Origin of the sequence: Mycobacterium sp. URHB0044 (assembly GCF_000620625.1) — a bacterium.
GTDB lineage: Bacteria > Actinomycetota > Actinomycetes > Mycobacteriales > Mycobacteriaceae > Mycobacterium.
The window spans coordinates 204,049-230,385 of sequence record NZ_JIAW01000007.1 but is presented as its reverse complement, the minus strand read 5'-3'; the positions used below and the strand labels follow the sequence as shown (position 1 = coordinate 230,385).

Sequence of the window (26,337 nt, the reverse complement as noted above, 5' to 3'; positions counted from 1 at the left end):
AGGACTTCGATGTCTAGTAGCGCAGTCCGCCCGCTGGCAGGATTGGCGACCGTCCTGGTGATCGGCGGGATCGTCTTCTTCTCCATCGCCATGTTCCGCGGTGGCTTCGGACGGATGGAGCCGGTGACCGTCGTCTCCGAACGCGCCGGTCTGGTGATGAATCCCGAAGCCAAGGTGAAGATGCGCGGCGTTCAAGTCGGCCACGTCGACTCGATCGAAACCACCCCGGATGGCCGCGCAGTCCTGCATCTGGCGATGGACCCGGATCAACTGAAGGACATCCCGGCCAACGTCCGCGTTGACATCGCGTCGTCGACCGTATTCGGCGCCAAATCCGTTGAGCTAGTGGCGCCTTCAGATCCGTCTACCGATTCGCTGAGGCCAGGCAGCCAGCTCGACGTCGAGCACGTCACCGTCGAGACCAACACCCTCTTCCAGCAGCTCACCTCGGTCTTGAAGGCGATCGACCCGGTGAAGTTGAACGAGACCCTCGCCGCGATCTCGGGAGCGTTGAACGGGCGCGGCGAGAAGCTTGGTGAGACGGTGACCGACTTCTCCCAGCTCCTCGGACGGATCAATCCGAGTCTGGGCAGCATCAACCGCGATATCGAAGTGGCTCCCGCGGCCATCAACGCCTACGCCGACAGGGCACCCGAACTCATGGACATCGTGGAAAGCACCACGCGAGTGAGCCAGACCCTGGTCGAGGAGGAAGACAACCTCGACCGGTTCCTCGTCAGCGCCGTTGGGCTGGCCGATACCGGCAACGACGTGATCGGCACGAATCGGCAGGCTCTCACCGACGTCCTGCACATGCTCGTCCCCACCACGGCACTGACCAGTCAGTACCAAGACAACCTCCGGTGCGGAATTCAGGGCTTGATCCCGTTCATCCACATCCCGTCGCCGGACCGACCGGGTGTCGACGTGACGGCCAACTTCACCCTGGGCGTCGAGCGCTACCGTTACCCGCAGGACCTGCCAAAGGTGGCGGCCAAGAGCGGGCCATCCTGCAAGGACCAGCATCTGCCTGTCGTCGGGGCCAACGTTCGGCCGCCCTTCCTGGTCGCCGACGTCGGGGCCAACCCGTGGAGTTACGGCAACCAAGGGTGGCTGCTCAACTCGGACGGGCTCAAGCAGGCGTTGTTCGGGCCGATCGACGGCCCACCGCGAAACAGCGGACAGATCGGAATGCCCGGATGACCGGCTCACGGGGCACCATCGTCAAGTTCGGCATCTTCGCGGCGATCATGTCGCTGTTGACCGTGTTCCTGTTCTTCACCTTCGGCCAGTACCGGACCGGTTCGACGAACGGGTACTCGGCGATCTTCACCGACGCCTCGCGGCTAGCCGTGGGTGACACCGTGCGCGTTGCGGGCATCCGGGTCGGCACCGTGACGGACGTGTCGCTGCAATCGGATCGCCAGGTGCTGGTGGAATTCGACGCCGATCGCAAGATTGCACTCACCACCGGCACCAAGGCTGCCATCCGCTACCTCAACCTCACCGGTGACCGCTACCTGGACCTGATCGACGGACCTGGCTCTACGAAGTTGATGCCTCCGGGTTCGCAGATTCCACTGGACCGCACCGAACCGGCGCTCGACCTGGACTTGCTCCTCAGTGGCCTCAAGCCGGTCGTCCAGGGGCTCAATCCGCAGGACGTCAATTCGCTCACGTCCGCGCTGGTGCAGGTGTTCCAGGGCCAGGAGGGCACGTTCGACTCGCTGCTGGCGAAGACGTCGTCGTTCTCCAACACGTTGGCGGACAACAACGAGACGGTCCAGCAGCTCATCGACAACCTCAACACCGTGCTGGCCACCATCTCCAAGGATGGCGACCAGTTCTCCGGTGCCATCGACAGACTCGAGAAGCTCATCGCGGGGCTGTCCACGGATCGCGATCCGATCGGCACCGCCATCTCGTCGCTCGACAACGGAACGGCGTCCATCGCGGATCTGTTGACGCAGGCGCGGCCCCCGCTGGCAGGCACCGTCGACCAGCTGAACCGCCTGGCTCCAAATCTGGAGAGCGGCAAGGGTTATCTCGACGGAGCCTTGATGCGCGCTCCTGGCAACTATCGCAAGCTCGCGCGCATCGGCGCGTACGGCGCCTTCGTCCAGTACTACATCTGCGCGCTCGACATCAAGGTCACCGACCTTCAGGGCAGGGCCTCGTTCTTCCCCTTCATCAAGCAAGAAAACGGAAGGTGCGCTGAGCCGTAATGCTCAAATATCGCGGAGCGCAACTGGCGCGGGCCGGCTTCATGGGCGTCGTGCTGGCCATCCTCGTCATCGCCGTCGGCCTGCAGCCGGAACGGCTGGTCGCCTATGCGACGTCGCTGCAGTACAAGGCGTTGTTCGCGGAGGCCGGCGGCATCATGGTGGGCAACGACGTGACCCTTGCCGGCATGAAAGTCGGCTCTGTCACCGACGTTTCGCTGGACGATGGTGATGCACTGATCGCGTTCACCATCGACGGCAAGTACCGGTTGGGGTCGGAGACCTCCGCGCACATCAAGACGGGAACCCTTCTCGGCGAGCGGGTGTTGACGTTGGATTCGGCGGGTGAGGGCACGTTGAACCGCACCGAGGTGATCCCGGTGTCGAGGACGTCGTCGCCGTATTCGCTCAGCGATGCGGTGGGAGATCTGACCACGAACACCGGTGGCACCGACACCCATCAGCTCAATCAGTCGCTGGACACGTTGTCGTCGACGCTCGACCAGATCGCACCGCGGCTTGGGCCGACGTTCGACGGGCTTTCCCGGTTGTCGCAGGCACTGAACAGCCGCGACGGCAAGCTCGGCGAGTTGCTCAAGACCGCTTCGGACGTCACCGGAATCCTCTCGGAGCGAAGCCAACAGGTGAACAGCCTGATCCTCAACGCCAATGACCTGTTGGCCGTACTCGTCGAGCGTCGTCAGGCGATCGTCGACCTGCTCGCCAACACGTCAGCGGTCTCCAAGCAGTTGGTCGGTCTGGTGGCCGACAACGAGAAGGAGCTGGCCCCGACGCTGGAGAAGCTCAACAAGGTGAACGAGGTATTGGTCCGAAACCGCGACAATCTCGCCAAGGCGATCCCGGGTGCGGCCAAGTACCAGACGACGCTCGGTGAGGCCGTGTCGAGCGGCTTCTACTACACCGCCTACGTGCCGAACTTCCAACCGTGGCAGTTGTTCCAGCCCTTCCTCGACTACGCGTTCGGCTTCCGCAGGGGTCCGTTCGGTTCCGGACAACCACCGACAAACGAGCAGACCGGGCCTCGGGCGGAACTTCCCTTGCCGTACAACGGGGTTCCCGGGGGTTCGCGCTGATGGCGACGTCTCGGAGGTGGCTGGTGCCGGCTTTGGTGGCCGTGCTCGTCGTCGCGCTCATCGGTGGCGGCTTCGTGGCTGCCAGGGCATTGTTCTTCGCACCGACGACCATCACTGCGTACTTCCCTACGGCCACGGCCGTCTACCCCGGCGACGAAGTACGCGTCTCCGGTGTCAGCGTCGGCAAGATCGATTCAATCGAGCCGGAGGGCACGCAGACCAAGATGACCTTCACGGTCGACCACGGGATTCCCGTGCCCGCCGACGCGAAGGCCGTGATCGTCGCTCAAAACCTCGTAGCCGCACGGTATCTGCAATTGACCCCGGCCTACCGATCGTCCGACGGTGGCCCGAAGATGGCCGACGGTGCCGTCATTCCCTCGGATCGCACGGCCGTCCCGGTCGAATGGGACGAAGTCAAGAAGCAACTCGAGCGGTTGGCGACGGACCTGGGTCCCACCAGCGACGTCTCGACCACTTCGGTGGGTCGGTTCATCGACAGCGCCGCCAACGCCCTCGCGGGCAACGGTGAAAAGCTCAGGCAGACACTGGCCGAACTCTCCGGTGTGAGCCGGGTACTCGCCGACGGCAGCGGAGACTTCGTCGGCATCATCAAGAATCTGCAAATCTTCGTCACAGCGTTGAAGGGCAGCAACGATCAGATAGTCGCGTTCAACGATCGGCTGGCCACGCTGTCGAGCGTGCTCGACGGAAGCAAGTCCGACCTCGATGCCGCGCTGACGGATCTGTCCGTCGCGATCACCGAGGTGAAGCGGTTCGTCGCGGGCACCAGGAACCAGACGGCCGAACAACTCGAAGGTCTCCGCCAGGTTTCCCAGACGTTGGTCGACGTGAAGACGGACTTCGAACAGGTGCTGCACGTCGCGCCCAACTCGTTTGCAAACGGCTACAACATCTACGATCCGGACACCGGTTCGCCCCGCGGCGGGTTCTCTCTCCCGAACTTGGCCAGCCCCATGCAGTTCGTCTGCGGCATGATCGGCGCCACCCAGAACACCACTGCGCCAGAGACTGCGAAGCTGTGCCACGACTACCTCGGACCCGCGTTGCGGTTGCTCAACCTGAACTACATTCCGGTGCCGATCTCTCCGTACCTGTCCAAGTCGGCCAGCCCGCACAACATCGTCTACGCCGACCCCGCGCTCGCGCCTGGCGGAGCGGGCGGCGCGCCAAGGCCTCCCGAGAACCCGCCCGCGGTTTCGGCCTACACCGGGCTGGACGGCGACGTGCCGCCGCCTCCCGGCATGGGGCCACGGCCCGACGCTCCGTTCTCGGCGCCCGACCGCCCGAGTAACTTCCCGATCCCCGCGTTGTACCCCGGTGCGCCGGTGCCGATGCCCGAGGACATTCGGATCGGACCGGCAAAGCCGCCGCCGGCGTCGGGAGAGCAGGTCGGAGTGCCGTCTGGCCTGCCGGGAATGATGCTTCCCGCGGAAGCCCCGCCACCTGATCCGGGCGTACCGCCCGGGCCGCTGCTACCCGCCGAGGGGACACCACCGTCATGATGAGTGGAGCTTCGTTCAAACTGCTCGCGGCGGGCACCTGCGTGGCGTTGACCGCCAGCGGGTGCGCGTTCCAGGGCATCAATTCGCTGCCACTGCCGGGTGCGGTGGGGCGTGGATCCGACGCGGTGATCTATCACGTGCAGATCGCGAATGTGTCGACACTGGAGTCGAATTCGCCCGTGCTGATGAACGACGTCGTGATCGGCAGCGTCGGCAAGATGGACGTCCAGGACTGGCACGCCAACGTCGAGATCTCGGTCAAGCCCGACGTCGTCGTCCCGGCCAACGTGGTGGCCAGTGTCGGGCAGACCAGCCTGCTCGGCTCGATGCACCTGGCGCTGAATCCGCCCCTTGGCGAGAAGCCCCAGGGCAAGCTGGCGCCCGGCACCACCATCGGGCTCAACGAATCCTCGACGTATCCGACCACCGAACAGACTCTTTCGTCGCTGTCCGTGGTCGTGAACGCCGGTGGGCTCGGCCAGATCGGCGATATCGTCCACACCTTCAACCAAGCCCTTTCCGGTCGGGAAGAGGACTGGCGCAACCTGTTCACCCGGCTCGACGAATTCATCGGCACGCTGGATCAACAGCGGCAGAACCTCGTTGCCACCATCGAAGGCCTCAACCGGGTCGCCTCGACATTCGCCGGCCGCCGCGACGCGATCAACGATGCGCTGCAGCGGATCCCACGCGCACTCGAGGTACTCGATCGGGAGCGACCACAACTCACCACCGCGCTGACCAAGCTCGGACAGTTCAGCGACACCGCCAACCGCCTCGTCAACGACACGCAAGCCGACCTGGTGAACAACCTGAAGAACCTCCAGCCGACCATTCAGGCGTTGGCCGACGTCGGACCGGAATTCGATGCGGCCATCGCGTACGGGACGGTATTCCCCTACGGACAGAACCTCATCGACCGTGCGGTCAGGGGTGACTTCATCAATCTCTTTGCCACGGTCGACATCTCCGGGCCACGCATGCGGAAGTCGATCTTCCTCGGCACCCGCCTCGATCAGGAGGGCCGTGACCTGGTGCCACTGCCAGGCGAACCGTTCTTCCAGCGCTATACCTACGATCCGTTGGGTCGCCCGCTCGCGCCGGCGCCGCCTGGTGGTCCGCAGGGGCCGGTGCCCCCAGACAATCCCGGCCTGAACCCCGACCCGCCGGGTGCTGCTCAGAGCCTGCCCGGGCCGGGATCCTATCCGGCACAGGCGCCGTTGGTCGCACAGACGCCGCCGCCAATGCAGGCGCCGCCGCCGCCACCTGCCAGCGGCCCGGTGCTCCCCATGGTTCCGCAGGAGAACCCGGACATGGCACCGGTCGACAGTCCGCCGCCACCGGCGGGCGGAGGCCCGATCTTCGCGGGCCCCTATGCGGGGGAAGGTAACTGATGCTTACGCGGTTCATCAGGATCCAGCTGGCGATCTTCCTGATCGTGTCGATCGTCGGCGTGGTGGTGATGTTCTTCACCTACATCCAGATCCCCACACTGCTGGGGGTCGGCCGTGTCAACGTGACGCTGCAACTGCCGACTTCCGGTGGCCTCTACCGATTCAGCAACGTGACGTACCGCGGTGTCGAAGTCGGCAAGGTCACCGAGGTGGGACTCACCAAAGATGGTGCGCAGGCGACGCTTTCGATCGCCACCTCGCCGAAGATTCCCGCGGACCTGGAGGCCGAGGTCCGCAGCGTCTCGGCCATCGGCGAACAGTACGTCGATCTGCGGCCGCGCACCGATTCGGGACCGTATCTGCAGGACGGCTCCGTCATCACGGCGAAGAACATCTCACTGCCGCCTGCGGTCGGCCCGGTTCTGGACCGGGTCAGCAAGTTGGTGGACACGTTCCCCAAGGACAGGTTGAGCGCATTGCTCGACGAGACGTACAAGGGATTCAACGGCGCCGGTTTCGATTTCGGTTCACTACTGGACTCCGGCGCGAAGCTGAGCGCCGACCTCAACGGCGTCGCCGACCAGACCAAGGCGCTCGCCGAGGACAGTCGGCCGCTGCTGGAGGGTCAGGCCGCCACCGCGGACTCGATCCGCACCTGGGCCCGCAGTCTCGCGGGGTTCACCGGTCAACTCGCCGCGGACGACGCCAAGTTCCGCACCGTGTTGCAGACCTTTCCTGGCTTTTCGGACGAAACCTCCGGTCTCCTCAACCAACTGAAGCCGACGCTGCCGGTTCTTCTGGCGAACCTCGGCACCGTCAGCGAGATCCTCATGACGTACAACGCGTCGCTCGAACAACTCCTGGTGTTGCTACCGCCGTATTTCGCTCAGCAACAGTCGTACGCGAACTTCTCCGACGCCACCGGCAGCGCGCGCGGCGACTTCCAGGCCGGGGTCGACGATCCACCTGCCTGTCGGGTCGGCTTCCTGCCGCCATCGTCTTGGCGGTCACCGGCTGACGAGTCGGACATCGACACGCCGGACGGCCTCTATTGCAAGCTGCCGCAGGATTCGCCGATCTCCGTCCGCGGTGTCCGCAACTTCCCGTGCATCAGGAAGCCGGGCAAACGCGCACCGACGGTCCAGATCTGCAACAGCGATCAGGAGTACATGCCACTGGCGATGCGTCAGCACGCCACGGGACCCTCTCCGATCGACCCGAGCCTGATTGCCCAGGGCATCCCCATCGACGACCGAACGACCTTGAGCGACGACATCTTTGCGCCGGTCGAGGGGACGCCGCTGCCGCCAGGTGCGATGCCGGGAGGCGCCTCACCCGCGGGGCCGCCGAACGGTGCGCCTGTCTCGCCGTTGGAGGCCCCACTCGCCACCGCGGTGCCGCCGCCACCGCCGGAGGGCAATTCGCTGAACGGACAACCGATTCCACCGCTCGCACCACCGCCGGGACCCGGTCCCGACGCTGCGGCACCGGTCGACGTGCCGCCGGCACCCGGCGCCAACGTCGTTCCACTGCCACCCGCCGACGGTGCTGTGCCTGCAGCGCCGAGTTCGTTCGGCGGCGCCAAGCCGGGCGCAGGCCCGACGGTCGCCTTCGCCCAATACAATCCGCGCACCGGTGAGTACGTCGGCTCGGACGGCAAGCTGTACAAGGTGACGAATCTTGTTGCGGAGAAGCCACTTCAGAAGACGTGGAAGGACCTGCTGCTGCACTAGTGCGCCGACGAAGAACGCCCTGCCGGTGACGGCAGGGCGCTTCTTCGTGGCTGCGGTACGGGCGGTCAGCTGACCTTGGTGATCTTGACCGGTAGGTTGACCACGATCGACCTGTTCCTGCCGCATGCGCCACTCTCGCCAGTGGTCACGTCCTCGCCCATCCACAGGTCGGACGGCACCAAAACGGTGCCGTCTTCTGTAGCGGGGTAGAACTTGTACACCTGAAGCCCGGGGCCACGCGTGCCGTCGGGGCATGGAATCCAGTCGGGCACATAGTGTTTGACGTACCACAACGTCCCGATTCCAGTGTAGATGTCCTCGGTCCAGCCAAGGCTGCTGGTGACCTTGCCCGAGCAGGTGAGCGCGCTGGTGCACGTGGTGTTGACCGTCCACGTGCTGCGCACCGACGGTTCGTCCTGATACCGGTCGTTCGTCCTCGCCCATTCGCCGTTGGAGACCACGGAATACGTTCCGTTCATGGCATATTGGGGATAGTCGTCCGCGGCGGACTGTGGCGCAGTCAGCAGCGATGCGGCGGTAAGCATCGCGGCCGTTGCGATCACGTTCGCTGGGCGCATGACCTGCTCCTTGAGTCTGTACATGATGGCAATGTCATTCTTAGGCAGGAGAATAACACTCTTTTCGCAGCTAAACGACTGGTTCCGGCGCCATCCAGTCCTGGTTGGGAACCCCTCGGGCGGTGCGGGAGCGGCCGATCTTCTCTGAATGGGAGAATTTCACTCTCCGTTGTGCGAGAGTAGTTTCCGTGCGAATCGTCGTAGCTGCCGCTGCCTGCCTGTTGGCCGCAGGGCTCGGGACGGCGCCCGCGGCGACGGCCGATCCCGTCGCCCCTGCGCCGGTTGAATGCAATGAGCCGTCGTGCGTGCCCGGCATCCAGCCTGGCGCCGTGCTTGGTGCGCCGTGCTCGAACACCACGTATTACGTGTTCGGCGTGACGGACTGGGGCAGGATCGTGTTCTGCGGCTCGCCGCGGAGATACGAGCCGCGCTGGTTCCGGTCGACAGAGTTGCGTGGGATCAAGGTCGAGGGCAGCAATTGCTCTGGCCGTGACGGCGAGATGGCGCAGGCGCCGGACGGCTTGTTCCTGTCGTGCGACGCGCGCAACGGCACGAGTGCCTGGACGCGCGGCGACCTCTGACTCCGCGGGGCCGCCGCTCCGCAGCGAAGAATCTAGAACTTCACCAACGAAAAGGTGTACGTGCTCGTGCCGCCAGGCGCCCCGTAACACCCCGCGTCGTACGTGGACGTGATGGTTCCCGCCAGCGACACCGCGTCCCAGTTGTAGACGTCGTGTGAAGGCAGGTTGTAGCCGATGCAGCGCACCCCGTCGATCACGTCGACCGTCAACGTGTACCGACCGTCGGCGTAGAACGCGGTGTTCTGGAACCGTTGGCTCTTGAGTGGCCGGGGAATGGCGATCACGTTCAGATTGCCCGTCGCGGGGTTGACGACGGGATCGGTGAAATCTGTGCCGCAGGCGGAATCGCCGTTGCCGCAGGAGTACATGACCGCCCAGATCCAGGAGTGGTCGTTCCAGCGGTCGTTGGCGACCTCGTAGTTTCCGATCCTCATGCCGGCGGCACTGGCGGGCGGGGCCAGCGTCATCGCCGCCGTCACGAGTGCGGTGGCATAAGTTCCAGCGATCGCCTTGTTCATCCGCGCTCCCATTCAGGCCCGTATCCCGACCGACTGTATGTCGTGGCCCAACCCGCACCTGGCGAGATTGGCATTCTCAATTGTGGAGAATAGCGCTTACGGCTACTTGACGGGCGTGAACTTGATGTTGAGTTCGGTGAGGCCGCGCAGGATGAACGTCGGCTCGTAGGTGTAGCGGCGATCACCGGCCGGTCCGTGCTTGTCCTCGTCGATCGTGATGTCGGCCATTCGGTCCAGGATGCGTTCGACCGACACCCGTCCTTCGACCCGTGCCAGGGGACCGCCCGGGCAGGAGTGCACGCCGCGACCGAAGGCGATGTGCTCGCGCACGTTCTTGCGGTCCAGGCTGAACTCGTGCGGATCGGCGAAGCGGACCGGATCCCGGTTCACCGCGCCCGGGCAAACCATCAGGATGGTGCCTGCCGAAACCTCCGTGTCGCCGACCGTGGTGTTCTTCTTCGCCAAGCGGAACTGACTCTTGACGGGGGCGTCCATCCGCAGGGCCTCCTCGACGAAGATCGGGATCCGGGTGCGGTCGTCGCGGAGCTGCTGCTGGATCTCGGGCTGGTCGCCCAACACCTTGAGCGAGGCGGACAACAACTTGGTGGTGGTCTCCTGGCCGGCCGCAAACAAGAACGTCGCCGAACGGACGACGTCGATGACCTCTGGCGTGGATCCGTCGGGGTACTTGGCCGTGGCCAGCGCGGTCAGCACGTCGTCCTTGGGCGCCTTGCGCCGCTCCTCGAGGTAGGCGATGAACTTCTCGTCCAGCCACTCCAAGGGGTTCAATGCGACGATGTCGCCGTCGAGCGAGCCGACCTGAGAGCCCGGCCTCGGCGCACCCAGCACCGCGCGGAACTCCTCGTGGTCCTTCTGGGGCACGCCGAGCAGGTCGGCGATCACCAACAGTGAGAACGGCTTTGCGTACGCGGACAGGAACTCGCACTTGCCCTGCGCGATGAAGTCGTCGAGGCACTCGTCGGCGAGCCGCCACATGAAGTCCTCGTTCTCCTTCAGCCGGCTCGGGGTGAGCAGCCGGTTGAGCAGGGACCGCGCGTTGGTGTGGTCGGGCGGATCCATCGTCACCATGTGCTCGAACAGGGGCAACTGGTTGCGGTGCTCGGCGATCAACTCGCTGATGTCGTCGCCTTCCGGCGTGAACGGCAGCGGTGGGAACGGGCCTCCGACCGCGATGCACGACGAGAACGTGTCGGTGTCCTTGAGCACGGTGTTCGCCTCGTCGTAGCCGGTGATCGCCAACACGCCGTAGTTCGGCTCCCGGACCACGGGGCACTTGCTGCGGAGGTGATCGAAGTACGGGTGCGGATCCGGGACCAGAGACTGATCGGTGAAGTAGTCGACGGTGTCGAAGTCAGCGGTCATCTTGGGTTTCCTTCCAGGCTGCGGTGAGCCGGGGAATGGGGTGCGGTGGCGGACGAACGTGCCGACGCAATCGGAGCTGAAAGTGCTGAGCACCTGCTTAGCATGGCGTAGTGTCCTGGTCAAGGAAACGGGGCCCACCGGCGTCTACGATTTGGCTTGCGAATCTGACGTAACCAGCGAAGGAAGTGTTGGCATGGCATCGGACCGGAGGATCGGGGCGCCGGACGCCAAGAACCGCGGTGTCCTGCTCGAAGCCGCCGAGGAGCTGATGCTCGAAGACGGCTATGCGGCCGTGACGTCCCGACGGGTTGCCGAGCGGGCCGGCTTGAAGCCCCAGCTGGTGCACTACTACTTCCGCACGATGGACGAGATGTTCATCGAAGTGTTCCGCCGCCGGGCGAAGCAGGGTCTGCAGGCCCAGGCGCGTGCGCTCGACTCGCCCCAACCGCTCTGGGCGCTGTGGGAGTTCGGTACCGATCCCGCGGCCACCCGGTTGACGATGGAATTCATGGGCCTGGCCAACCATCGCAAGGCGCTACGCACCGAGATCGCCGTCTACGCCGAGCAGTTCCGCGAGCAACAGGTCCAGGCGATCACGACGGCCCTGCGGCGATACGGCTACGAGGTCTCGGACGTTCCTGCCGTGGTGTGGGCGATCTTCGCGACGAGCGTCTCGCAGATTCTCGTCATGGAGCGGGCGCTCGGCATGTCCGCGGGCCACGCCGAGATGCTGGCGTTCTGCGAGGACTGGCTGCGCCGCCTGGAAGGTGAGCGCGTGCAGGCGGCCACCGCCGCCTCCGTCTGACCCGTTCGCGGTCACCAGTTGCGCAGGGAGCAGAGCGCTCCCTTCGGGCCCTGGTTGGTCACCACCACGTTGCCGTCGACGGCGATCACGCAGTGAAAGTTCGGCCGCTGCGGCGAATCGAGGCTGCTCGCCGTCACCATGGCCCATTGGTCCGGGTTGGCGAGCATGACGTCGATGGTCCACAGCTGATTCGGCCCGACGTTGGCCTCGACGTTGGGGCTGAACGCGTAGGGGTTGTGGCTGTACTCGGCGAAGTTCGGCGGATCGACGTCGCGGTAGTAGATCTCCGCGTTCGCGTACGGCGTCTCGGAGAAGACCGTGTACTGGACGCGATGCAGCGGTGGCCCGGGGATCGGATCCTCGTCGGCGGCGGCCACACCGGTACCGACGATCAGGCTGGCCGCCGCAAGCAGCGGGCCAAGTCCAAGGAGGAAGCGTCGGGGTAGTGTCCGGCGTGGCGGAAAGCTCATTTCCGGATTTTAGAACGCTGTTACCCCAGGTTGTCCAGAATGGCCCAAACCCGCAGCCCATCGACGACGAAAGCGAACCCCTGCATGGCCGATCAAGCCACCCTCGACGCGTTCTACGAGCTGACCCGGCTCAAGGCCCGCTACTGCTACACGCTCGACACCCGAGACTGGGCAGGGTTCGCCGATCTCATGACCGACGACATCGTGCTCGACGTCAGCGACGGCACCGGCGTCCCGGTGGTCACCGGCCGCGACGCCGCCGTGGAGCTGATCCGGTCGTCCCTCACGAACGCGAAGTCGGCCCACCAGGTGCACACGCTGCTCATCGAACTGAATGGCGACGGGGCCGACGTCGTCTGGGCCATGCAGGACCGGGTGATGTGGGAGAACGGCCCGGCGCTGACCGGCTACGGGCACTACCACGAACGGTGGGTGCGCCACGGCGGCGAATGGAAGCTGGCGTCGTTGCGGCTGACTCGTCTCATCGTCGAGTTAGAGAACGCCTGACCGGTGGCGCGTCGCACGAAGCTGGTCATCGGAGCAAGCGGCTTCCTCGGCTCGCACGTCACCAGGCGGTTGGTGGCCGACGGGGAGGATGTCCGCGTCATGTTGCGTGAGACGAGTTCGACCAAGGCCATCGACGGCCTGGACGTCCAGCGGTGCTACGGCGACGTGTTCGACGATGCCGCGTTGCGCGCGGCCATGGCCGACTGCGACGTCGTCTACTACTGCGTTGTCGACGCGCGGATGTGGTTGCGCGATCCCGCGCCGCTGTTCCGCACCAACGTCGAAGGGCTTCGGCACGTGCTCGACGCCGCGGTCGACGCGAACCTGAAGAAGTTCGTCTTCACCAGCACCACGGGCACGTTGGCGATCAACGACGCCCGCCCGGTCACCGAGGAAGAGCCGCACAACTGGACCGCGGGCGGCGCATACATCGAGGCGCGGGTCGCCGCGGAGAAGCTGGTGATGACCTACGCGGGCGAAAGGGGACTGCCTGCCGTCGCGCTCTGCATCTCCACCACCTATGGCCCGGACGATTGGCAGCCGACACCCCACGGCGGCGTCATCGCACGGGTGGCCAAGGGCAGGTTCCCCTTCTACCTCGGGTTCTCCTCCGAGGTGGTGGGCATCGAAGATGCTGCGCGCGCAATGGTTCTCGCCGCCGAGCGGGGGCGGGTGGGGGAGCGCTACATCATCTCCGACAAGTACCTGAGCACCAGGGAGATCCACGACATCGCGGCGGACGCGGTCGGGGTGCGGCGACCGCGGATCGGATTGCCGTTGCCATTGCTCTACGTCGGGGCGTACGCCAACGATCTCGCGGCCCGTGTCCTGAAGCGCGACCTTCCCTTCGCCGTCGCCGGCATCAAGATGGCCGAGCTGATGTCACCACTCGACCACTCCAAGGCGCAGCGGGAACTCGGCTGGGAACCGGAACCGGTGGAGGACTCGATCCGCAAGGCGGCGCGGTTCTTCGCAGGCCAGCCGAGATAACTGACCCAGGTTGGCGTATTTTTGCTGCGCAGTTAGTTGACCCGAGTCTAACTATGCCGTTAGCCTTCGAGCCGTGGACGCCCCCGCCGTGAAAGTGCCGTTACCCGGTCCCATCCGTCAGATCGGTTACGTGGTCCGAGATCTCGACGCCGCACTGGCCGACTGGCTCGCGCTCGGCGTTGGCCCGTGGTTCGTGGTTCGAGAGCACTCGCAACGGGTGTTCTACCGCGGCGAGCCGTGCGAGGTGACCATCTCCATCGCGCTGGCGAACTCCGGCGAGCTGCAGGTCGAGTTGATCCACCAGCATGGTGACACCCCGTCCATCTTCACCGAGTTCCTTGACTCCGGGCGCGAAGGATTCCACCAGTTCGCCTGGTGGGTAAAGGATTTCGATGCGGCTGTGGCGGCAGCGGAAGCGGCGGGCTGGCCGGTGGTGTGGTGTGACGCCAGTGCGAGCCCCGTGACGCGCTTCGCTTACGTCGAACCGCCTGCGGGTGGTCCGGCGACCATCTTCGAGATCATGGAACTCACCGACGTCACCAGCGGCATGGGCACCTTCGTGCGGGACGCCGCCACCCAGTGGGACGGCAGCGATCCGATCAGGACCGTCGGCGGTTAATCAGATCGCTTGGCGCGGTTCATCACTCGATCGGCGGCCGCCCAGTGTTCGTCGGACACCCAGAGCCGGGCGAAGGCCGCGACGGCCTCCGGTGCCGACGCTCCGGCCACCACGCGCTTGATCTCGCCCGCAGAGAGCGTTGCCAGTTTCCGCGCTGTCGCGCGCCATTCCTCCTCGAACGACGCACGCGGGAGCACGGCGTCGACGAGCCCGACCCGGTGAGCCTCGGCGGCGTCCAGCACCGACCCGGTGCCCGCCAGTAACAGCGCCTTGCTCTTGCCGACCAGTGCGGCGAGACGTTCGGCACCACCCCAGGCCGGCATGATGCCCAGCGTCACTTGATTGAAGCCGATCTTGATGTCGTCGGCCGCCAGCCGGATGTCGGCGGCAACGGCCACTTCGGCGCCGCCGCCGAGCGCATGGCCGTTGAGTGCGGCCACGACCGGGCCGGGGAACGCGGCGATGCGGTCGCAGATCGATCGCATCCGCCAGGCCATCGCCGACGCCTCCGCCTCGGTCCGCAACGCGGCGAGCTCCTTCAAGTCGCCGCCGGACACGAACGCCTTGTCGCCTGCTCCCTTGATGACGAGGGCGCGCGCCCCGTACGCGCCGTCCAATGCCGCACCCAACTGATCCATCGTCTCCAGCGAGATGGCGTTGCGCGCGTGTGGGCGGTCGATCGTGATGACTGCCAATCCGTCGTCGGTTTCAAGCTCGACCATCGGGTGTTCTACCACCGTTCTCCAAGTGCGGTATTGGCATTCTCGTTTCGGGAGAATAACATCACCACGACATCCCTCAGTGCCGCGGAGGTGCGTACCCCGTCCATGCAACAGCCCACGCAACACCCCGTTCGTGCCCCAAGTCGCTACGCCCGCGCCCGTCGCATTCCGATCGAGCTGACCAAACGGTACGAGGCCGAGGGGTGGTGGACGCCCGAAACCCTCGGTGGACTGTTGGCCCGGGGTCTCGAGGCCAGCCCCGATACGGGGTTCTGGGTGCACTCCGCGCAGCGACCCTGGTCGGGCACGTTTGGCGACGTCGAGTTGGTGGCCCGCCGGCTCGCCGAGGGGCTGCGCAAGCGAGGCGTCGGCCCCGGCGACGTGATCGCCTTCCAACTGCCGAACTGGATGGAGGCCGCCGCGACCTTCTGGGCGTCGGCCTTGCTCGGCGCCGTGGTGGTGCCGATCGTGCACTTCTACGGACGCAAGGAGGTTGGCCACATCCTGGCGACCGCGAAGCCGCGCGTGTTCGTCACCACCGAGCAGTTCGGCCGCATGACGTTCCAGCCCGACCTGTGCGGGGACGTGCCGATCGTCGCGTTGGTGGAATCGGACGAGCGCACGCACGAGGAGCGCATCCACCGCTTCGACGATCTGCTCGACGACGAACCGATGACCGGAACCCTTGCGACCGATCCCGCCGACCCGGCGTTGATCGCGTTCACCTCCGGCACCACACGCGATCCCAAGGGCGTCATCCACAGCCACCAGACGCTCGGTTTCGAGACCCGTCAGCTGCTGGCGAACTACCCGCCCGGTCGTGGCAGGCAGCTCACCGCGACGCCGGTCGGCCACTTCATCGGCATGGTCGGAGCGTGCCTGATTCCCGTTCTCGAGGGCGCGCCGATCGACCTCGTCGACGTGTGGGATCCCGCCAAGGTGCTGGCATTGATGAAGTCCGACGGCCTGTCCATCGGCGGCGGGCCGCCCTACTTCGTCACCAGCCTGCTCGATCATCCCGACTGCACCGACGATCACCGCAGACTCATCACCACCGTGGGGCTTGGCGGTTCCACCGTGCCGGCCGCGGTGACGCGCCGACTGGCCGACATGGGCGTGTTCGTGTTCCGTTCGTACGGCAGCACCGAGCACCCGTCGATCACCGGGTCGGGCCCCGGCGCGCCGGAGGACAAGCGGCTCTACACCGACGGCAACTGCCGGCCCGGTGTCGAGATCAAGCTCGACGATGACGGCGAGATCCTCAGCCGCGGGCCCGATCTCTGCCTCGGCTACACCGACCCGGAGCTCACGGCCGCGCACTTCGACGACGAGGGCTGGTATCACACCGGTGACATCGGCGTGCTCGACGAGGACGGCTACCTCACCATCACCGACCGCAAGGCCGACGTCATCATCCGCGGGGGCGAGAACATCAGCGCACTCGAAGTCGAGGAGGTGCTGCTGGCCATGCCGCAGGTCGCCGAGGCCGTCGTGGTGGCCGCGCCCGACGCGCGGCTCGGCGAGCGCGCGGCGGCGGTGCTGCGGACGAAGGCCGGGCACGCCATGCCGACCCTCGACGACGTGCGCGCGCACTTCGAACGGACCGGCGTCGCCCGGCAGAAGTGGCCCGAGGAGCTGCACCAGGCAGATGACTTTCCGCGGACGGCGAGCGGGAAGGTCCAGAAGTTCGTCGTCCGCCAGGACATTTCAACGTGAGTCCGCCAGGACATTTCAACGTGAGTCCGCCAGGACATCTCAACGTGAGCCCAGGCAACGGATTGCCACTTAACGTTCGTGAGAATATGATTCTCTCAATAGGAAAAGGAGTGTTTCATGGGCCAGATTTCGACGAGGGTCGACATCCCGTTTCCGCTGTTCGACGCGGACAACCACCTGTACGAGCCTGAAGAGGCGCTGACTAAGTACCTGCCCACGGAGTACAAGGACATCGTCCAGTACGTCCAGGTCAACGGCCGCACCAAGATTGCGCTGCGCGGCCAGATCAGCAACTACATCCCCAACCCCACGTTCTCGGTGGTCGCGAAGCCCGGCGCGTGGGAGGAGTACTTCAAGTACGGCAACCCGGACGGCAAGAGCAAGCGGGAACTGTTCGGCGAGCCCATGCGCGCGATCCCGGCGTTCTTCGAGCCCGCGCCGCGTCTGGAGCTGATGAACGAGCTGGGTCTTGACCGCACGCTGATGTTCCCGACCCTGGCCAGCCTGGTCGAGGAGCGGCTGCGCGACGATCCGGTCGCCATCCACGTCATCGTGCACGCCCTCAACGAGTGGCTCGACGACGTCTGGGGCTTCAACTACCAGAACCGCATCTTCACCACCCCGGTGATCACGCTGCCCATCGTCGAGAAGGCGATCGAGGAGCTCGAGTGGGCCGTCAAGCGCGGCGCCAGGGCCATCCTCATCCGGCCCGCTCCGGTCCCCGGGTTCCGCGGACCGCGGTCGTTCGCGCTGCCCGAGTTCGATCCGTTCTGGCAGAAGTGCGTCGAATACGACGTGCTGGTCGCCATGCACTCCAGCGACAGCGGCTACTCCCGCTACACGTCCGAGTGGGACGGCGCCGCTCAGGAGATGCTGCCCTTCCAGACCAACGCGATGAACATCCTCAACGAGTGGCGTCCCGTGCAAGATGCGGTGGCCTCCTGGGTGATTCACGGCGCGCTGTTCCGGTTCCCGACGCTGAAGGTGGCCGTCATCGAGGCCGGGTCGAAGTGGATGTTCCCGCTGCTGGACAACATGGAAGAGGTCTGGAAGAAGGCGCCAGAAGCCTTCCCGGCCAACCCGATGGACGAGATCAAGAACCGCATCCACGTCAGCCCGTTCTATGAAGAGGGCATCGACGACCTGATCAATCTGATCGGCGTGGACCGCGTGCTCTACGGCTCCGACTACCCGCATCCCGAAGGGCTGGGGGAGCCGACGCACTACGTGACCGCACTCGAGCATCTCTCGCTCGAGGATCAGGCAAAGATCATGGGCGGCAACCTGAGTCGCCTCGTCACGGTGTGACCTACCAACCGCGTTGGCGGTCCATCCCCGAGATGGTCCTGAGCGCAGCGGACCGGTTCGGCGACGCCGAGGCGATCGTCGACGGTCCGCTGCGCCTCACCTTCACCGAGCTCACCGACCGGGTGCGGCGGGCGGCGGGCGCCTTCCGCGCATTGGGCATCGACAGGGGTGACCGCGTTGCGGTCTGGGCGCCCAACTCCGCCGAGTGGATCATCGCCGCGTTCGGACTCGTCACCGCCGGCGGAGTGCTGGTGCCCGTCAACACCCGGTTCAAGCCCGAGGAGGCGGCCGACGTCATCGGCCGCAGCGGCGCCAAGGCGGTCCTCGTCCAAAGTGGTTTCCTCGGTGGCGATTACACCGCACCGCCCGGCGTGCCCGTCATCGACGTGAAGTCGGACTTCCTGGGCAGCGGCGAGCCGTTCGAATCCCCGCTCGACGGCGAGGACATCGCCGACATCATCTACACGTCGGGCACCACCGGGCGGCCCAAGGGCGTGATGATGAATCACCTGCAGACGCTGCGGCTGTACGAGGAGTGGGGCGACCTCAACGATCTGCGTGAAGGCGACCGCTACCTCATCGTCAACCCGTTCTTCCACACCTTCGGCTACAAGGCGGGCTGCATCGCGTCGTTGATCCGCGGAGCCACGATCCTCCCCGTGCCGGTGTTCGACGTGGAGTCCGTCGTCGACCTCATCGAGGCAGAACGCGTCACGATGCTGCCGGGACCGCCCACGCTGTATCACTCTCTGCTGGCGGTGCGGGACAAGCACAAGCTGGCCACGCTGCGTGCCGGCGTCACCGGCGCCTCCGACATCCCGGTCGAACTGATTCGCCGGGTGCACGACGAGCTGCCGTTCAAGACGGTCAACACCGGCTACGGCCTGACGGAGTGCGGTACCGCCACGTTGTCCCGACCGGGCGACTCGTTCGACGACATCGCCACCACGGTCGGAGTGCCGTGCGACGGCGTGGAGGTTCGCGTCGCCGAGGACGGTGAGGTGCTCGTCCGCGGCTACAGCGTCATGCAGGGCTATCTCGACGATCCGGTGGCCACGGCGGAGGCCATCGACGCCGACGGCTGGCTGCATACCGGTGACCTCGGCGAGCTGACCGATGCGGGCAGGCTGCGCATCGTGGGGCGCAAGAAGGACATGTTCATCGTCGGCGGCTTCAACGCCTATCCGGCCGAGATCGAGGACTTCCTGTTGGAGCATCCGGCGATCGCTCAGGCGGCGGTGATCGGGGTGCCCGACGAACGCCTGGGAGAGGTCGGCAAGGCGTTCGTGGTTCTCCGCTCGGCGGCCGATGCGCCAGACGCCGCTGCGCTGATCGACTGGAGTCGGCAGCGAATGGCGGGTTTCAAGGTGCCTCGGTATGTACAGTTCCTCGACGAGCTGCCTACGAACGCCACCGGCAAGGTCGTGAAGGATCGACTGCGCTGAGCGTGCGCACAGCGTGATAACAGCATTTCCGCAGGAAATCGACCAGACTTGGCCCGTTTGCGGATGGGGTATCGTCGGGGCGATAGCGAAAATTGAAAACGTCATTCTCATTGTTTGCAAGTTCCACGGATAAGGACAGGAGGTCGCATGCCGCCACGCAAGCGAACCTCGTCGGTGCTCAACGGCGACGCCAAGGATCATCCGAAGGACCCCGACGAGGCGACCAGCCCAGACGACGCTCTCGCGCTCGCGGACGAGGCCGAGGCGGAGGCCGCCGAAGCGGAGGCCATGGCCGCCGCTGCACGCGCCCGCGCGCGAGCCATCCGGCTGCGCAGGCAGGCGGCCGCTGCGGCGGTCTCGACGGGCAGTGCCTCCAACGGCGCCATGACGGCGCACGCGCCGGCCGATGACGCGATCGACGATGAGGCGATCGCCGACGCCGCGCCCGCCGACACCGCGGAGACCGCGAGCGTCGAGCTCGACGAGCCTCCGGCCTCCGATTCCGAGGTGGAAGCCGAGTCCGACACCGACGTCGACGAAGCCGCCGAAGACATCGATGCCGAAGCCGACGAAGACGCGGAAGACATCGACGAAGCCATCGCGGCGAAGCCCAAACGCCGCCGACTCAAGATGCCCCGGATCGGCGTCAAGGCCGTTGCCGCTGCACTCGTAGTGATCCTCTCGCTCGGTCTGCTCGGCCTTGGCGGATGGATGGTCTGGCATCACCAACAGGTCGCCGCCGAACAACAGCGCTCGGCGGAGTTCGCGGCCGCAGCCCGCCAGGGCGTCGTGACGTTGATGTCGCTGGACTTCAACCACGCCGAGGACAACGTCAAGCGCATCCTGGAGAACACGACCGGTGACTTCAAGAAGGACTTCGAAGGTCAGGCCGACGAATTCATCGGCGTGGCCAAGCAGTCGAAGGTGACCACCCAGGCCACCGTCAACAGCACCGCCGTGCAGACCATGACCAAGGACACCGCCACCGTGCTGGTCGCGGTCACCACCAACGTGTCGAATGCTGCAAGCAAGGAGCAGGAGCCGAGATCGTGGCGGCTGCGCGTCGATCTGGCCCGCGACGGTGGGCAACTCAAGCTGGGGAAAGTCGAGTTCGTGCCGTGACCGCAGACGACAAGGACGACGTGGTCGACACGGCCGTCATCGCCGACGAGGCAAAAGAGGCCGACGAGGCAGACTCCGCGACCGAGGCGGACTCAGCGACCGAGGCGGACGAGACCGACTCCGCGACCGAGGCCGACGAGGTCGCCGACGAGACGTCCGAGGACGACACCGCCTCCGACGAGCAGTCCGGTGCGGATCGCCGGGGGCTCAAGCGCTGGCTGGTGCCGATCGTGCTCGCCGCGGTGCTGCTCGGCTCGGCCGGGTTTGCGACGTGGGCGTATCTGGCTCAGTTCCGCCCCGACCAGCAGACCAACGACGCCGTCGCCGCCTCCACGATCAAGGCGGCGACCGACGGGACGATCGCTCTGCTGTCGTACTCACCGGACTCCCTGGACAAAGACTTCGCGTCCGCGAAGACGCATCTGACCGGTGACTTCCTGAACTACTACACCCAGTTCACCCACGACATCGTGACGCCCGCGGCCAAGGACAAGGCCGTGAAGACGTCCGCCACCGTCGCTCAGGCCGGCGTCGCCGAGTTGAAGCCGGACTCTGCGGTCGTGTTGCTGTTCATCAACCAGAACACCACCAGCAAGGAAAACCCCAACGGCTCGTTCACCGCGAGCAGCGTGAAGGTCGGTCTCACCAAGACGAACGGCGCTTGGCTCATCTCCGCGTTCGACCCGGTGTAGCACCGGCGTCGGCCCCGTCGGGGCACTGGTCCAGAATCGCACCATGCCACCTTCGTTGAAGCGCGCCGACCTCGTCCTATCCGGCGGCGGTGTGAAGGGCGTCGGTCTGGTGGGCGCAGTGGTTGCGCTGATGGACGCCGGATATACGCCGCAGCGGGTGTCGGGCACGTCGGCCGGATCGATCGTCGGGGCGGTCGTCGCGGCCGCCGCTCAGACCGGCGAGATGACGGGCTCCCAGGTGAAAGAGCTTGCGCTGCAGCTGGATTACCGGAAGTTCCTCGATCCTGGCCCGGTGGAGCGGGTGCCGCTGTTGGGACCGTCGCTGGCGGTGGCCCGCGGTTCCGGCATCTACAAGGGGGACTACGCCCACGACTGGGTGCGCGGCCAGCTGCGCGACCTCGGCGTGACGACGTTCGGGGATCTCGCTCTGCACGACGACACGTTGCCCGAAGAGCAGCGCTACCGCCTGGTGGTCACCGTCGCCGACGTCACCACGGGCCAGCAGGTGCGGTTGCCGTGGGACTATCGGCGGGTCTACGGGCTGGATCCGGACGAGCAGCTCGTCGCCGACGCCGTCCGCGCCTCGATGTCCATCCCGTTCTTCTTCCGCCCCGTCACGCTGACCAGCGCCACCGGCCGTGCCTCGACGTTGGTCGACGGCGGCCTGTTGTCGAACTTCCCGCTCGACTCGCTCGACCGCACCGACGGGGAGGCGCCGCGGTGGCCGAGTTTCGGTGTCACGGTGCTGCCGAATCTGCCGGACGGCAACGACAAGGTGATCCCCGCGCTCGGGGCGTTGCGTCTGCTCGGACCGCCGCATCTGTTGGAGGACGTGATCACGACGGTTTTGGTCGGGCGTGATCAGGCGTACTTGAACCAGCCGTGGGTGAGTGCGCGCGCGATCCGGGTTGATTCGACCGACGTCGGCTTCCTCGACTTCGACATCACCGACGACGAAGTCGAGGCGCTCTACGCCAACGGTTACTCGGCCGCCGAACGGTTCCTCGCCAGCTGGAACTGGTCGGCATATCTGCGCAGGTTCCGCTGATGGACGTCGTCGCGATCGTGCCGCTGCCGGCGGACGTGCCTGCCGCGGCGGTGCTGGCGCAGGTGGCGGGGGAGGCGGCGCTGGTGCGCGTCGTCGGTGCCCTGATCGGACCGAACCGCGTCCCGCAGGCGTCGGTCATCGTCGTCGCCGCCGACCCGCTGATGGCCGACGTCCGCGCCTGCCTGGACGCCGCGGGCTTGTCCGGGGTCCCAGTGCTCGCATCCGGCGCACCGGGTACGCGCCGTCAGTGCCTGGCAAGTGGCATCGAATACGTTGGGCGCGAACGCCCTTCGGCGTCGCACGTGCTGGTGCACGATCACCGGCATCCACTCGCGCCTGCGGACGTGACGGACAGGGTGATCGCCGCGCTGCGCTCCGGTCACCCGGTCGTCGTACCGGTCCTGCCCATGACTGACACCGTCAAGGCGGTAGACGACCGCGGCGCCGTGATCGGCACCGTCGATCGGACCACGCTGCGGACGGTCCAGTACCCCCGCGGTTACGAGCGTTCGGTCCTCGCCGAGTCGATCATCGGCGACATGGAGTGGCCCGACGTGCCGATCGCCACGGTGGACGGTGACGCCGACGGCTTCGCGGCCGAGTTGCCCGCCGACGTCGACCTCCTCGAGGCGATCAGGGCTGCGCACCGTCCGGGCTGACCCGTTCGCGCAGAAGGTGCGCCGCCACCGTCACGTCATCGGCGAACGTGACCTTCAAATTCGTTGCGGTGCCAGGGAACACGTGCACCTCGATGTCGCTGAACCGCTGAATGCACGACGACGTGTCGGTGCCTTGGAAGCATTCCTCGCCCGCCGCCCGGTACGCGGCTAGCAGCGGCAGCGCCCGGAACGCCTGGGGCGTCTGCACCCGCATCAACGTGACGTCACCCAGTGAGGCGACGCGGCCATCGGCGTCGGCCCGGACCATGTCACCGGCGGGCAGTGCCGGCACTGCGCCGCCGAACTCGCGCGCCGTCGCCAGCGCAGTGCGCATCAACTCGGGCCCTGCCAACGGTCGCGCGGCGTCATGGATCAGCACCACGTCGACGGCACCCGATTCGATGGCCGCCGACAGGTACTCCAGCACGTTGAGTTCCGAATCGTGCCTGGTTTCGCCACCTTCGACGAGTTCCACCGTGGCCCATGGCAATTCGGTGCCGAGCATGCGTTCGGCGATGGCGTGCTCGCTGCGGCGGTACACCAGCACCGTGCGGTCGATCTCGGGTGTGCGTGCGACCGCCTCCACCGACCAGGACACCATGCTGCGGCCGGCCAGCGGCAGATACGCCTTGTTGCCGTCGGCGCCGACGCGCGTACCCATCCCCGCGGCCAGCACCACTCCAACCGCTCCCGGTACTGCGCGCATCCGCTCACGCTAGCGCCCCGCGGCGACGTGCCTCGGGAGCGGGGCGGCCGATCGTCACTCGAGACTGCTGTGAGATCGCAAAAACTCGCGCAGAAGCGATCTCACAGCAGTTTCGAGCGGGGGGTTGACCGCTAGCCGAACTTCGATGCCCGCCGATGCTCGCGATACCACTGCGCCGCCCGGCGGATCGCGTCGTGGATCGGCTCGGGCTGCCAACCCAATTCGCGTTCGGCCTTGCCGTGATCCATCGGCGACATGATGTGCATCAGGCGCACGCTGAGGCTGGACAGCTCCATGTCACGGCGCAGCACGCGGGCCGCGACGTCGCCGGCGTAGCCCAGCGCATAGGTCAGTCCCAGCGGTATGCCGAAGCGAGGCGGTTTCGAACCACCCGCCGCGGCCGCGGTCTCGTAGAGTTCGCGCGCCGACAGGAACCGTTCGGAGATGATGTATCGCTCACCGTTGCGGCCCTTCTCGGCCGCCAGCAGCAGCGCGGCCGCGGCGTCCTCGATGCCGACCACCTCGCTGGCCGTCCCCTTGATGTAGACGGGCATCCGACCCGCAGCGGCCGCCGCGAGCAGTGCGCCGTGGGGTGTCGGCTGGTAGTCGCCGGGCCCGTAGGTGTTGCCGACGCACATCGCGACGGCGGGCAGTCCCTGCTCGGCCGCGTAGCGCAGCACGAGGTTTTCGGCCTCCACGCGGGACTGGATGTAGCCGCCACCCTTGGCGGCCCAGTTCATGGTGTCGGCCTCGGTGGCGGGGGTGCCGTCGTGACGGATGCCGATCGTCCCGATGGTGCTGGTGAAGACGAAACGCCGCAGATCCGCCTCGACCGCCGCGTCCAGGACATGCTGCAGGCCTTCGACGTTCGTGCGGAACAGCGGCGCCGGGTCGCGCAGCCACGCCCGCGTGTCCACGACGCAGTAGAAGACGTCGTCGACCCCGACCATCGCCGCGCGCAAAGCGGCGTCGTCGAAGACGTCCCCGTAGTGGTAGTCCAAGTCGAGGCCCTCGAGCGCCAGCGTGGAACTCGTCGGGCGCACCAACACGCGGACGTCGTCGCCGCGCTGCGCGAGTTGCCGCGTGACGTGGGAGCCGAGGAAGCCGCTCGCACCGATGACCAACTTCCTGGGACCTGCCATGGCGTGAATGTAGCGGGCCGACCACCGAACAGGTACGGTCACCGCCGTCGAGAAAGGACCGAGCGTCCGTGAACCAGCCCGAGCATCACTCAGCACCACCGCCCACTGCGTCGCGCGCACACCGCCTTCGCCGCATGGCAGGCCGTGACCCGCACGAGGAGCACCGGGTCGCGACGCCGCTGGAACTGCTCTTCGACCTGACCTTCGTGATCGCCTTCGGCATCGCGGCGTCCGAGTTCGCCCACCTGCTGGCCGAGGGGCACATCGGTACCGGCCTGACGGCGTTCCTGTTCTCGACGTTCGCGGTCTGCTGGGCATGGATCAACTTCAGCTGGTTCGCGTCGGCCTACGACACCGACGACTGGATCTACCGCCTGATGACCATGATGCAGATGGTTGGCGTACTGATCCTCGCGTTGGGGCTGCCCGTGTTCTTCGCCTCGGTCGATCACGGCGGGCACGTCGACAACCGGATCCTGGTCGCCGGCTACGTGGTGATGCGAATCGCCTTGGTGGGGCAGTGGTTACGCGCCGCCCGCCAGGATCCCGCGCGGCGTTCGGCGTGCCTCATGTATGCGACGGTCGTCGCGATCGTGCAAGTCGGCTGGATCGCCACCATCTTCGTGGACGTGTCGGTCCCCGTCGGTCTGTTCTTCTGGGTGGTGCTGGTGTCGGCGGAGATGAGCGGGCCGTGGTTGGCCGAGCGGCGCGGAGCGGGTACGCCGTGGCACGCACACCACATCGCCGAACGCTACGGACTATTGGCGATCATTGCGCTCGGTGAGGGCGTCGTCGGCACCGTCGCCTCGTTGTCGGCGGTGGTTTCCGAACACGGCTGGACCTCTGACGCCATCCTGCTCGCCGTAGCCGGGACCGGACTCACCTTCGGCATGTGGTGGATGTACTTCATGGTGCCGTCCGCCGACGTGCTGCACGTGCACCGCGAGCGGTCGTTCTGGTTCGGCTACCTGCACATCCCGGTGTACGCCGCGATCGTGGCCACCGGTGCCGGGCTACACACCGCCGCCTACTACGTCGAGCAGCACTCGGAACTCGGCTCGATCGGCACGGTGGTATCAGTCGTGATCCCCGTCGCGGTGTACGTCGGGCTGATCTATCTGCTCTACGCACTCATGGTGCGCACCCGCGACCTGTTCCACGTGCTGCTGATCGTGCTGACGGCCGCGGTTCTCGGGGCGGCCGTCCTGCTGGCCCTGGCCGGTGTGCCCATGGCGGTTTGTCTGCTGGTCGCCACGCTGGCGCCGGTGGTCAGCGTGGTGGGCTTCGAAGTTCTCGGACACCGGCACATCGCCGAAGCGCTCGCGGCCGATCGCGCCGGTGGTGGCTGATTCGTCGG

General features: G+C 66.3%; 26 protein-coding genes. 19 read left to right on the top strand and 7 right to left on the bottom strand.

What is annotated here, in order from left to right:
* The first annotated feature begins 9 nt into the window (after positions 1-9).
* Genes N536_RS0116935 through N536_RS0116910 form a run of 6 tightly spaced genes read left to right on the top strand, consistent with a single transcriptional unit; the run spans position 10 to position 7,969 of the window.
* Entirely contained in the window at positions 10-1,203 is a 1,194-nt protein-coding gene (locus N536_RS0116935; RefSeq protein WP_029114676.1) for an MCE family protein, read from the top strand.
* Positions 1,200-2,225, top strand: a complete 1,026-nt coding sequence (locus tag N536_RS0116930) for an MCE family protein (protein ID WP_029114675.1) — start codon at positions 1,200-1,202, stop codon at positions 2,223-2,225. The genes N536_RS0116935 and N536_RS0116930 overlap by 4 nt, the downstream gene beginning before the upstream one ends.
* On the top strand, positions 2,225-3,316 hold the full coding sequence (locus N536_RS0116925) for an MCE family protein (protein WP_029114674.1): 1,092 nt from the start codon (positions 2,225-2,227) through the stop codon (positions 3,314-3,316). The genes N536_RS0116930 and N536_RS0116925 overlap by 1 nt, the downstream gene beginning before the upstream one ends.
* The gene (locus tag N536_RS0116920) at positions 3,316-4,842 is read left to right on the top strand and encodes an MCE family protein (protein ID WP_036436647.1); all 1,527 of its coding nucleotides are present in this window, start codon (positions 3,316-3,318) and stop codon (positions 4,840-4,842) included. The genes N536_RS0116925 and N536_RS0116920 overlap by 1 nt, the downstream gene beginning before the upstream one ends.
* Entirely contained in the window at positions 4,839-6,236 is a 1,398-nt protein-coding gene (locus N536_RS38725; protein ID WP_036436769.1) for an MCE family protein, read from the top strand. The genes N536_RS0116920 and N536_RS38725 overlap by 4 nt, the downstream gene beginning before the upstream one ends.
* Positions 6,236-7,969 carry an MCE family protein gene (locus N536_RS0116910; RefSeq protein WP_029114672.1) on the top strand — a complete coding sequence of 578 codons (1,734 nt, stop codon included), beginning with the start codon at positions 6,236-6,238 and terminating at the stop codon, positions 7,967-7,969. Before N536_RS38725 ends, N536_RS0116910 begins: the two co-directional genes overlap by 1 nt.
* 65 nt (positions 7,970-8,034) lie before the next feature.
* Here the strand turns inward: N536_RS0116910 and N536_RS0116905 are convergent, their stop codons facing one another.
* The gene (locus N536_RS0116905) at positions 8,035-8,547 is read right to left on the bottom strand and encodes a hypothetical protein (protein WP_036436766.1); all 513 of its coding nucleotides are present in this window, start codon (positions 8,545-8,547) and stop codon (positions 8,035-8,037) included.
* Between the two features lie 188 nt (positions 8,548-8,735).
* Here N536_RS0116905 and N536_RS0116900 point away from each other — a divergent pair, with 188 nt between their 5' ends.
* Positions 8,736-9,128: a hypothetical protein gene (locus N536_RS0116900; RefSeq protein ID WP_029114670.1), complete on the top strand. Its 393-nt coding sequence runs from the start codon at positions 8,736-8,738 to the stop codon at positions 9,126-9,128.
* 32 nt (positions 9,129-9,160) lie between these two features.
* Here N536_RS0116900 and N536_RS0116895 read toward each other — a convergent pair whose 3' ends face one another.
* The gene (locus tag N536_RS0116895) at positions 9,161-9,646 is read right to left on the bottom strand and encodes a hypothetical protein (RefSeq protein WP_036436644.1); all 486 of its coding nucleotides are present in this window, start codon (positions 9,644-9,646) and stop codon (positions 9,161-9,163) included.
* A 102-nt stretch (positions 9,647-9,748) separates the two neighbouring features.
* Positions 9,749-11,029, bottom strand: a complete 1,281-nt coding sequence (locus N536_RS0116890; RefSeq protein ID WP_029114668.1) for a cytochrome P450 — start codon at positions 11,027-11,029, stop codon at positions 9,749-9,751.
* A gap of 193 nt (positions 11,030-11,222) precedes the next feature.
* On the opposite strand from N536_RS0116890, the gene N536_RS0116885 reads away from it, so the two are divergent.
* A complete protein-coding gene (locus tag N536_RS0116885) occupies positions 11,223-11,834 on the top strand; it encodes a TetR/AcrR family transcriptional regulator (RefSeq protein ID WP_029114667.1) in 612 nt (203 codons plus the stop codon).
* 11 nt (positions 11,835-11,845) lie between these two features.
* Here the strand turns inward: N536_RS0116885 and N536_RS0116880 are convergent, their stop codons facing one another.
* On the bottom strand, positions 11,846-12,304 hold the full coding sequence (locus N536_RS0116880; RefSeq protein ID WP_029114666.1) for a hypothetical protein: 459 nt from the start codon (positions 12,302-12,304) through the stop codon (positions 11,846-11,848).
* Between the two features lie 84 nt (positions 12,305-12,388).
* Between N536_RS0116880 and N536_RS0116875 the strand changes: the two genes are divergently transcribed.
* The 3 genes from N536_RS0116875 to N536_RS0116865 all read left to right on the top strand — a co-directional run bounded on the left by N536_RS0116875 (position 12,389) and on the right by N536_RS0116865 (position 14,420).
* Positions 12,389-12,811 (top strand): nuclear transport factor 2 family protein, encoded by a 423-nt coding sequence (locus N536_RS0116875; RefSeq protein WP_029114665.1) that lies wholly within the window; start codon positions 12,389-12,391, stop codon positions 12,809-12,811.
* 3 nt (positions 12,812-12,814) lie between these two features.
* Positions 12,815-13,801, top strand: coding sequence for an NAD-dependent epimerase/dehydratase family protein (locus N536_RS0116870; protein WP_029114664.1), 987 nt, complete (start codon positions 12,815-12,817; stop codon positions 13,799-13,801).
* A 73-nt stretch (positions 13,802-13,874) separates the two neighbouring features.
* Positions 13,875-14,420, top strand: coding sequence for a VOC family protein (locus N536_RS0116865; RefSeq protein WP_369798431.1), 546 nt, complete (start codon positions 13,875-13,877; stop codon positions 14,418-14,420).
* On the opposite strand, the gene N536_RS0116860 is transcribed toward N536_RS0116865, so the two are convergent.
* A complete protein-coding gene (locus N536_RS0116860) occupies positions 14,417-15,142 on the bottom strand; it encodes an enoyl-CoA hydratase/isomerase family protein (protein WP_029114662.1) in 726 nt (241 codons plus the stop codon). The two genes, N536_RS0116865 and N536_RS0116860, sit on opposite strands and share 4 nt — an antisense overlap.
* Positions 15,143-15,247: 105 nt before the next feature.
* On the opposite strand from N536_RS0116860, the gene N536_RS0116855 reads away from it, so the two are divergent.
* The 7 genes from N536_RS0116855 (at position 15,248) to N536_RS0116825 (ending at position 23,132) form a co-directional block, all read left to right on the top strand.
* On the top strand, positions 15,248-16,858 hold the full coding sequence (locus N536_RS0116855; RefSeq protein ID WP_051574562.1) for an AMP-binding protein: 1,611 nt from the start codon (positions 15,248-15,250) through the stop codon (positions 16,856-16,858).
* A gap of 117 nt (positions 16,859-16,975) precedes the next feature.
* Positions 16,976-18,166: an amidohydrolase family protein gene (locus N536_RS0116850; protein ID WP_029114660.1), complete on the top strand. Its 1,191-nt coding sequence runs from the start codon at positions 16,976-16,978 to the stop codon at positions 18,164-18,166.
* Positions 18,167-18,198: 32 nt separating this feature from the next.
* Positions 18,199-19,611 (top strand): FadD3 family acyl-CoA ligase, encoded by a 1,413-nt coding sequence (locus N536_RS0116845; RefSeq protein WP_231514561.1) that lies wholly within the window; start codon positions 18,199-18,201, stop codon positions 19,609-19,611.
* A gap of 147 nt (positions 19,612-19,758) precedes the next feature.
* Positions 19,759-20,733 carry a hypothetical protein gene (locus N536_RS0116840; protein WP_029114658.1) on the top strand — a complete coding sequence of 325 codons (975 nt, stop codon included), beginning with the start codon at positions 19,759-19,761 and terminating at the stop codon, positions 20,731-20,733.
* Positions 20,730-21,425, top strand: coding sequence for a hypothetical protein (locus tag N536_RS0116835; protein ID WP_231514556.1), 696 nt, complete (start codon positions 20,730-20,732; stop codon positions 21,423-21,425). Before N536_RS0116840 ends, N536_RS0116835 begins: the two co-directional genes overlap by 4 nt.
* A 43-nt stretch (positions 21,426-21,468) precedes the next feature.
* Positions 21,469-22,473 (top strand): patatin-like phospholipase family protein, encoded by a 1,005-nt coding sequence (locus tag N536_RS0116830; RefSeq protein ID WP_029114656.1) that lies wholly within the window; start codon positions 21,469-21,471, stop codon positions 22,471-22,473.
* Positions 22,473-23,132: a 2-C-methyl-D-erythritol 4-phosphate cytidylyltransferase gene (locus tag N536_RS0116825; RefSeq protein ID WP_029114655.1), complete on the top strand. Its 660-nt coding sequence runs from the start codon at positions 22,473-22,475 to the stop codon at positions 23,130-23,132. Before N536_RS0116830 ends, N536_RS0116825 begins: the two co-directional genes overlap by 1 nt.
* Here N536_RS0116825 and N536_RS38720 read toward each other — a convergent pair.
* Both N536_RS38720 and N536_RS0116815 read right to left on the bottom strand, forming a co-directional pair.
* Positions 23,107-23,838 carry a 2-C-methyl-D-erythritol 4-phosphate cytidylyltransferase gene (locus N536_RS38720; RefSeq protein WP_036436642.1) on the bottom strand — a complete coding sequence of 244 codons (732 nt, stop codon included), beginning with the start codon at positions 23,836-23,838 and terminating at the stop codon, positions 23,107-23,109. The genes N536_RS0116825 and N536_RS38720 overlap by 26 nt on opposite strands.
* A gap of 131 nt (positions 23,839-23,969) precedes the next feature.
* Positions 23,970-24,980: an NAD-dependent epimerase/dehydratase family protein gene (locus tag N536_RS0116815; RefSeq protein WP_029114654.1), complete on the bottom strand. Its 1,011-nt coding sequence runs from the start codon at positions 24,978-24,980 to the stop codon at positions 23,970-23,972.
* Positions 24,981-25,114: 134 nt separating this feature from the next.
* On the opposite strand from N536_RS0116815, the gene N536_RS38715 reads away from it, so the two are divergent.
* Entirely contained in the window at positions 25,115-26,329 is a 1,215-nt protein-coding gene (locus N536_RS38715; protein ID WP_036436640.1) for a low temperature requirement protein A, read from the top strand.
* Positions 26,330-26,337 lie beyond the last annotated feature (8 nt).

Coding starts and splice junctions, on each gene's coding strand:
- N536_RS0116935 (WP_029114676.1), top strand. CDS start 10: ATGTCTAGTAGCGCAGTCCGCCCGCTGGCAGGATTGGCGACCGTCCTG.
- N536_RS0116930 (WP_029114675.1), top strand. CDS start 1,200: ATGACCGGCTCACGGGGCACCATCGTCAAGTTCGGCATCTTCGCGGCG.
- N536_RS0116925 (WP_029114674.1), top strand. CDS start 2,225: ATGCTCAAATATCGCGGAGCGCAACTGGCGCGGGCCGGCTTCATGGGC.
- N536_RS0116920 (WP_036436647.1), top strand. CDS start 3,316: ATGGCGACGTCTCGGAGGTGGCTGGTGCCGGCTTTGGTGGCCGTGCTC.
- N536_RS38725 (WP_036436769.1), top strand. CDS start 4,839: ATGATGAGTGGAGCTTCGTTCAAACTGCTCGCGGCGGGCACCTGCGTG.
- N536_RS0116910 (WP_029114672.1), top strand. CDS start 6,236: ATGCTTACGCGGTTCATCAGGATCCAGCTGGCGATCTTCCTGATCGTG.
- N536_RS0116905 (WP_036436766.1), bottom strand. CDS start 8,547: ATGCGCCCAGCGAACGTGATCGCAACGGCCGCGATGCTTACCGCCGCA.
- N536_RS0116895 (WP_036436644.1), bottom strand. CDS start 9,646: ATGAACAAGGCGATCGCTGGAACTTATGCCACCGCACTCGTGACGGCG.
- N536_RS0116890 (WP_029114668.1), bottom strand. CDS start 11,029: ATGACCGCTGACTTCGACACCGTCGACTACTTCACCGATCAGTCTCTG.
- N536_RS0116885 (WP_029114667.1), top strand. CDS start 11,223: ATGGCATCGGACCGGAGGATCGGGGCGCCGGACGCCAAGAACCGCGGT.
- N536_RS0116880 (WP_029114666.1), bottom strand. CDS start 12,304: ATGAGCTTTCCGCCACGCCGGACACTACCCCGACGCTTCCTCCTTGGA.
- N536_RS0116875 (WP_029114665.1), top strand. CDS start 12,389: ATGGCCGATCAAGCCACCCTCGACGCGTTCTACGAGCTGACCCGGCTC.
- N536_RS0116860 (WP_029114662.1), bottom strand. CDS start 15,142: ATGGTCGAGCTTGAAACCGACGACGGATTGGCAGTCATCACGATCGAC.
- N536_RS0116855 (WP_051574562.1), top strand. CDS start 15,248: ATGCAACAGCCCACGCAACACCCCGTTCGTGCCCCAAGTCGCTACGCC.
- N536_RS0116850 (WP_029114660.1), top strand. CDS start 16,976: ATGGGCCAGATTTCGACGAGGGTCGACATCCCGTTTCCGCTGTTCGAC.
- N536_RS0116845 (WP_231514561.1), top strand. CDS start 18,199: ATGGTCCTGAGCGCAGCGGACCGGTTCGGCGACGCCGAGGCGATCGTC.
- N536_RS0116840 (WP_029114658.1), top strand. CDS start 19,759: ATGCCGCCACGCAAGCGAACCTCGTCGGTGCTCAACGGCGACGCCAAG.
- N536_RS0116830 (WP_029114656.1), top strand. CDS start 21,469: ATGCCACCTTCGTTGAAGCGCGCCGACCTCGTCCTATCCGGCGGCGGT.
- N536_RS0116825 (WP_029114655.1), top strand. CDS start 22,473: ATGGACGTCGTCGCGATCGTGCCGCTGCCGGCGGACGTGCCTGCCGCG.
- N536_RS38720 (WP_036436642.1), bottom strand. CDS start 23,838: ATGCGCGCAGTACCGGGAGCGGTTGGAGTGGTGCTGGCCGCGGGGATG.
- N536_RS0116815 (WP_029114654.1), bottom strand. CDS start 24,980: ATGGCAGGTCCCAGGAAGTTGGTCATCGGTGCGAGCGGCTTCCTCGGC.
- N536_RS38715 (WP_036436640.1), top strand. CDS start 25,115: ATGGCAGGCCGTGACCCGCACGAGGAGCACCGGGTCGCGACGCCGCTG.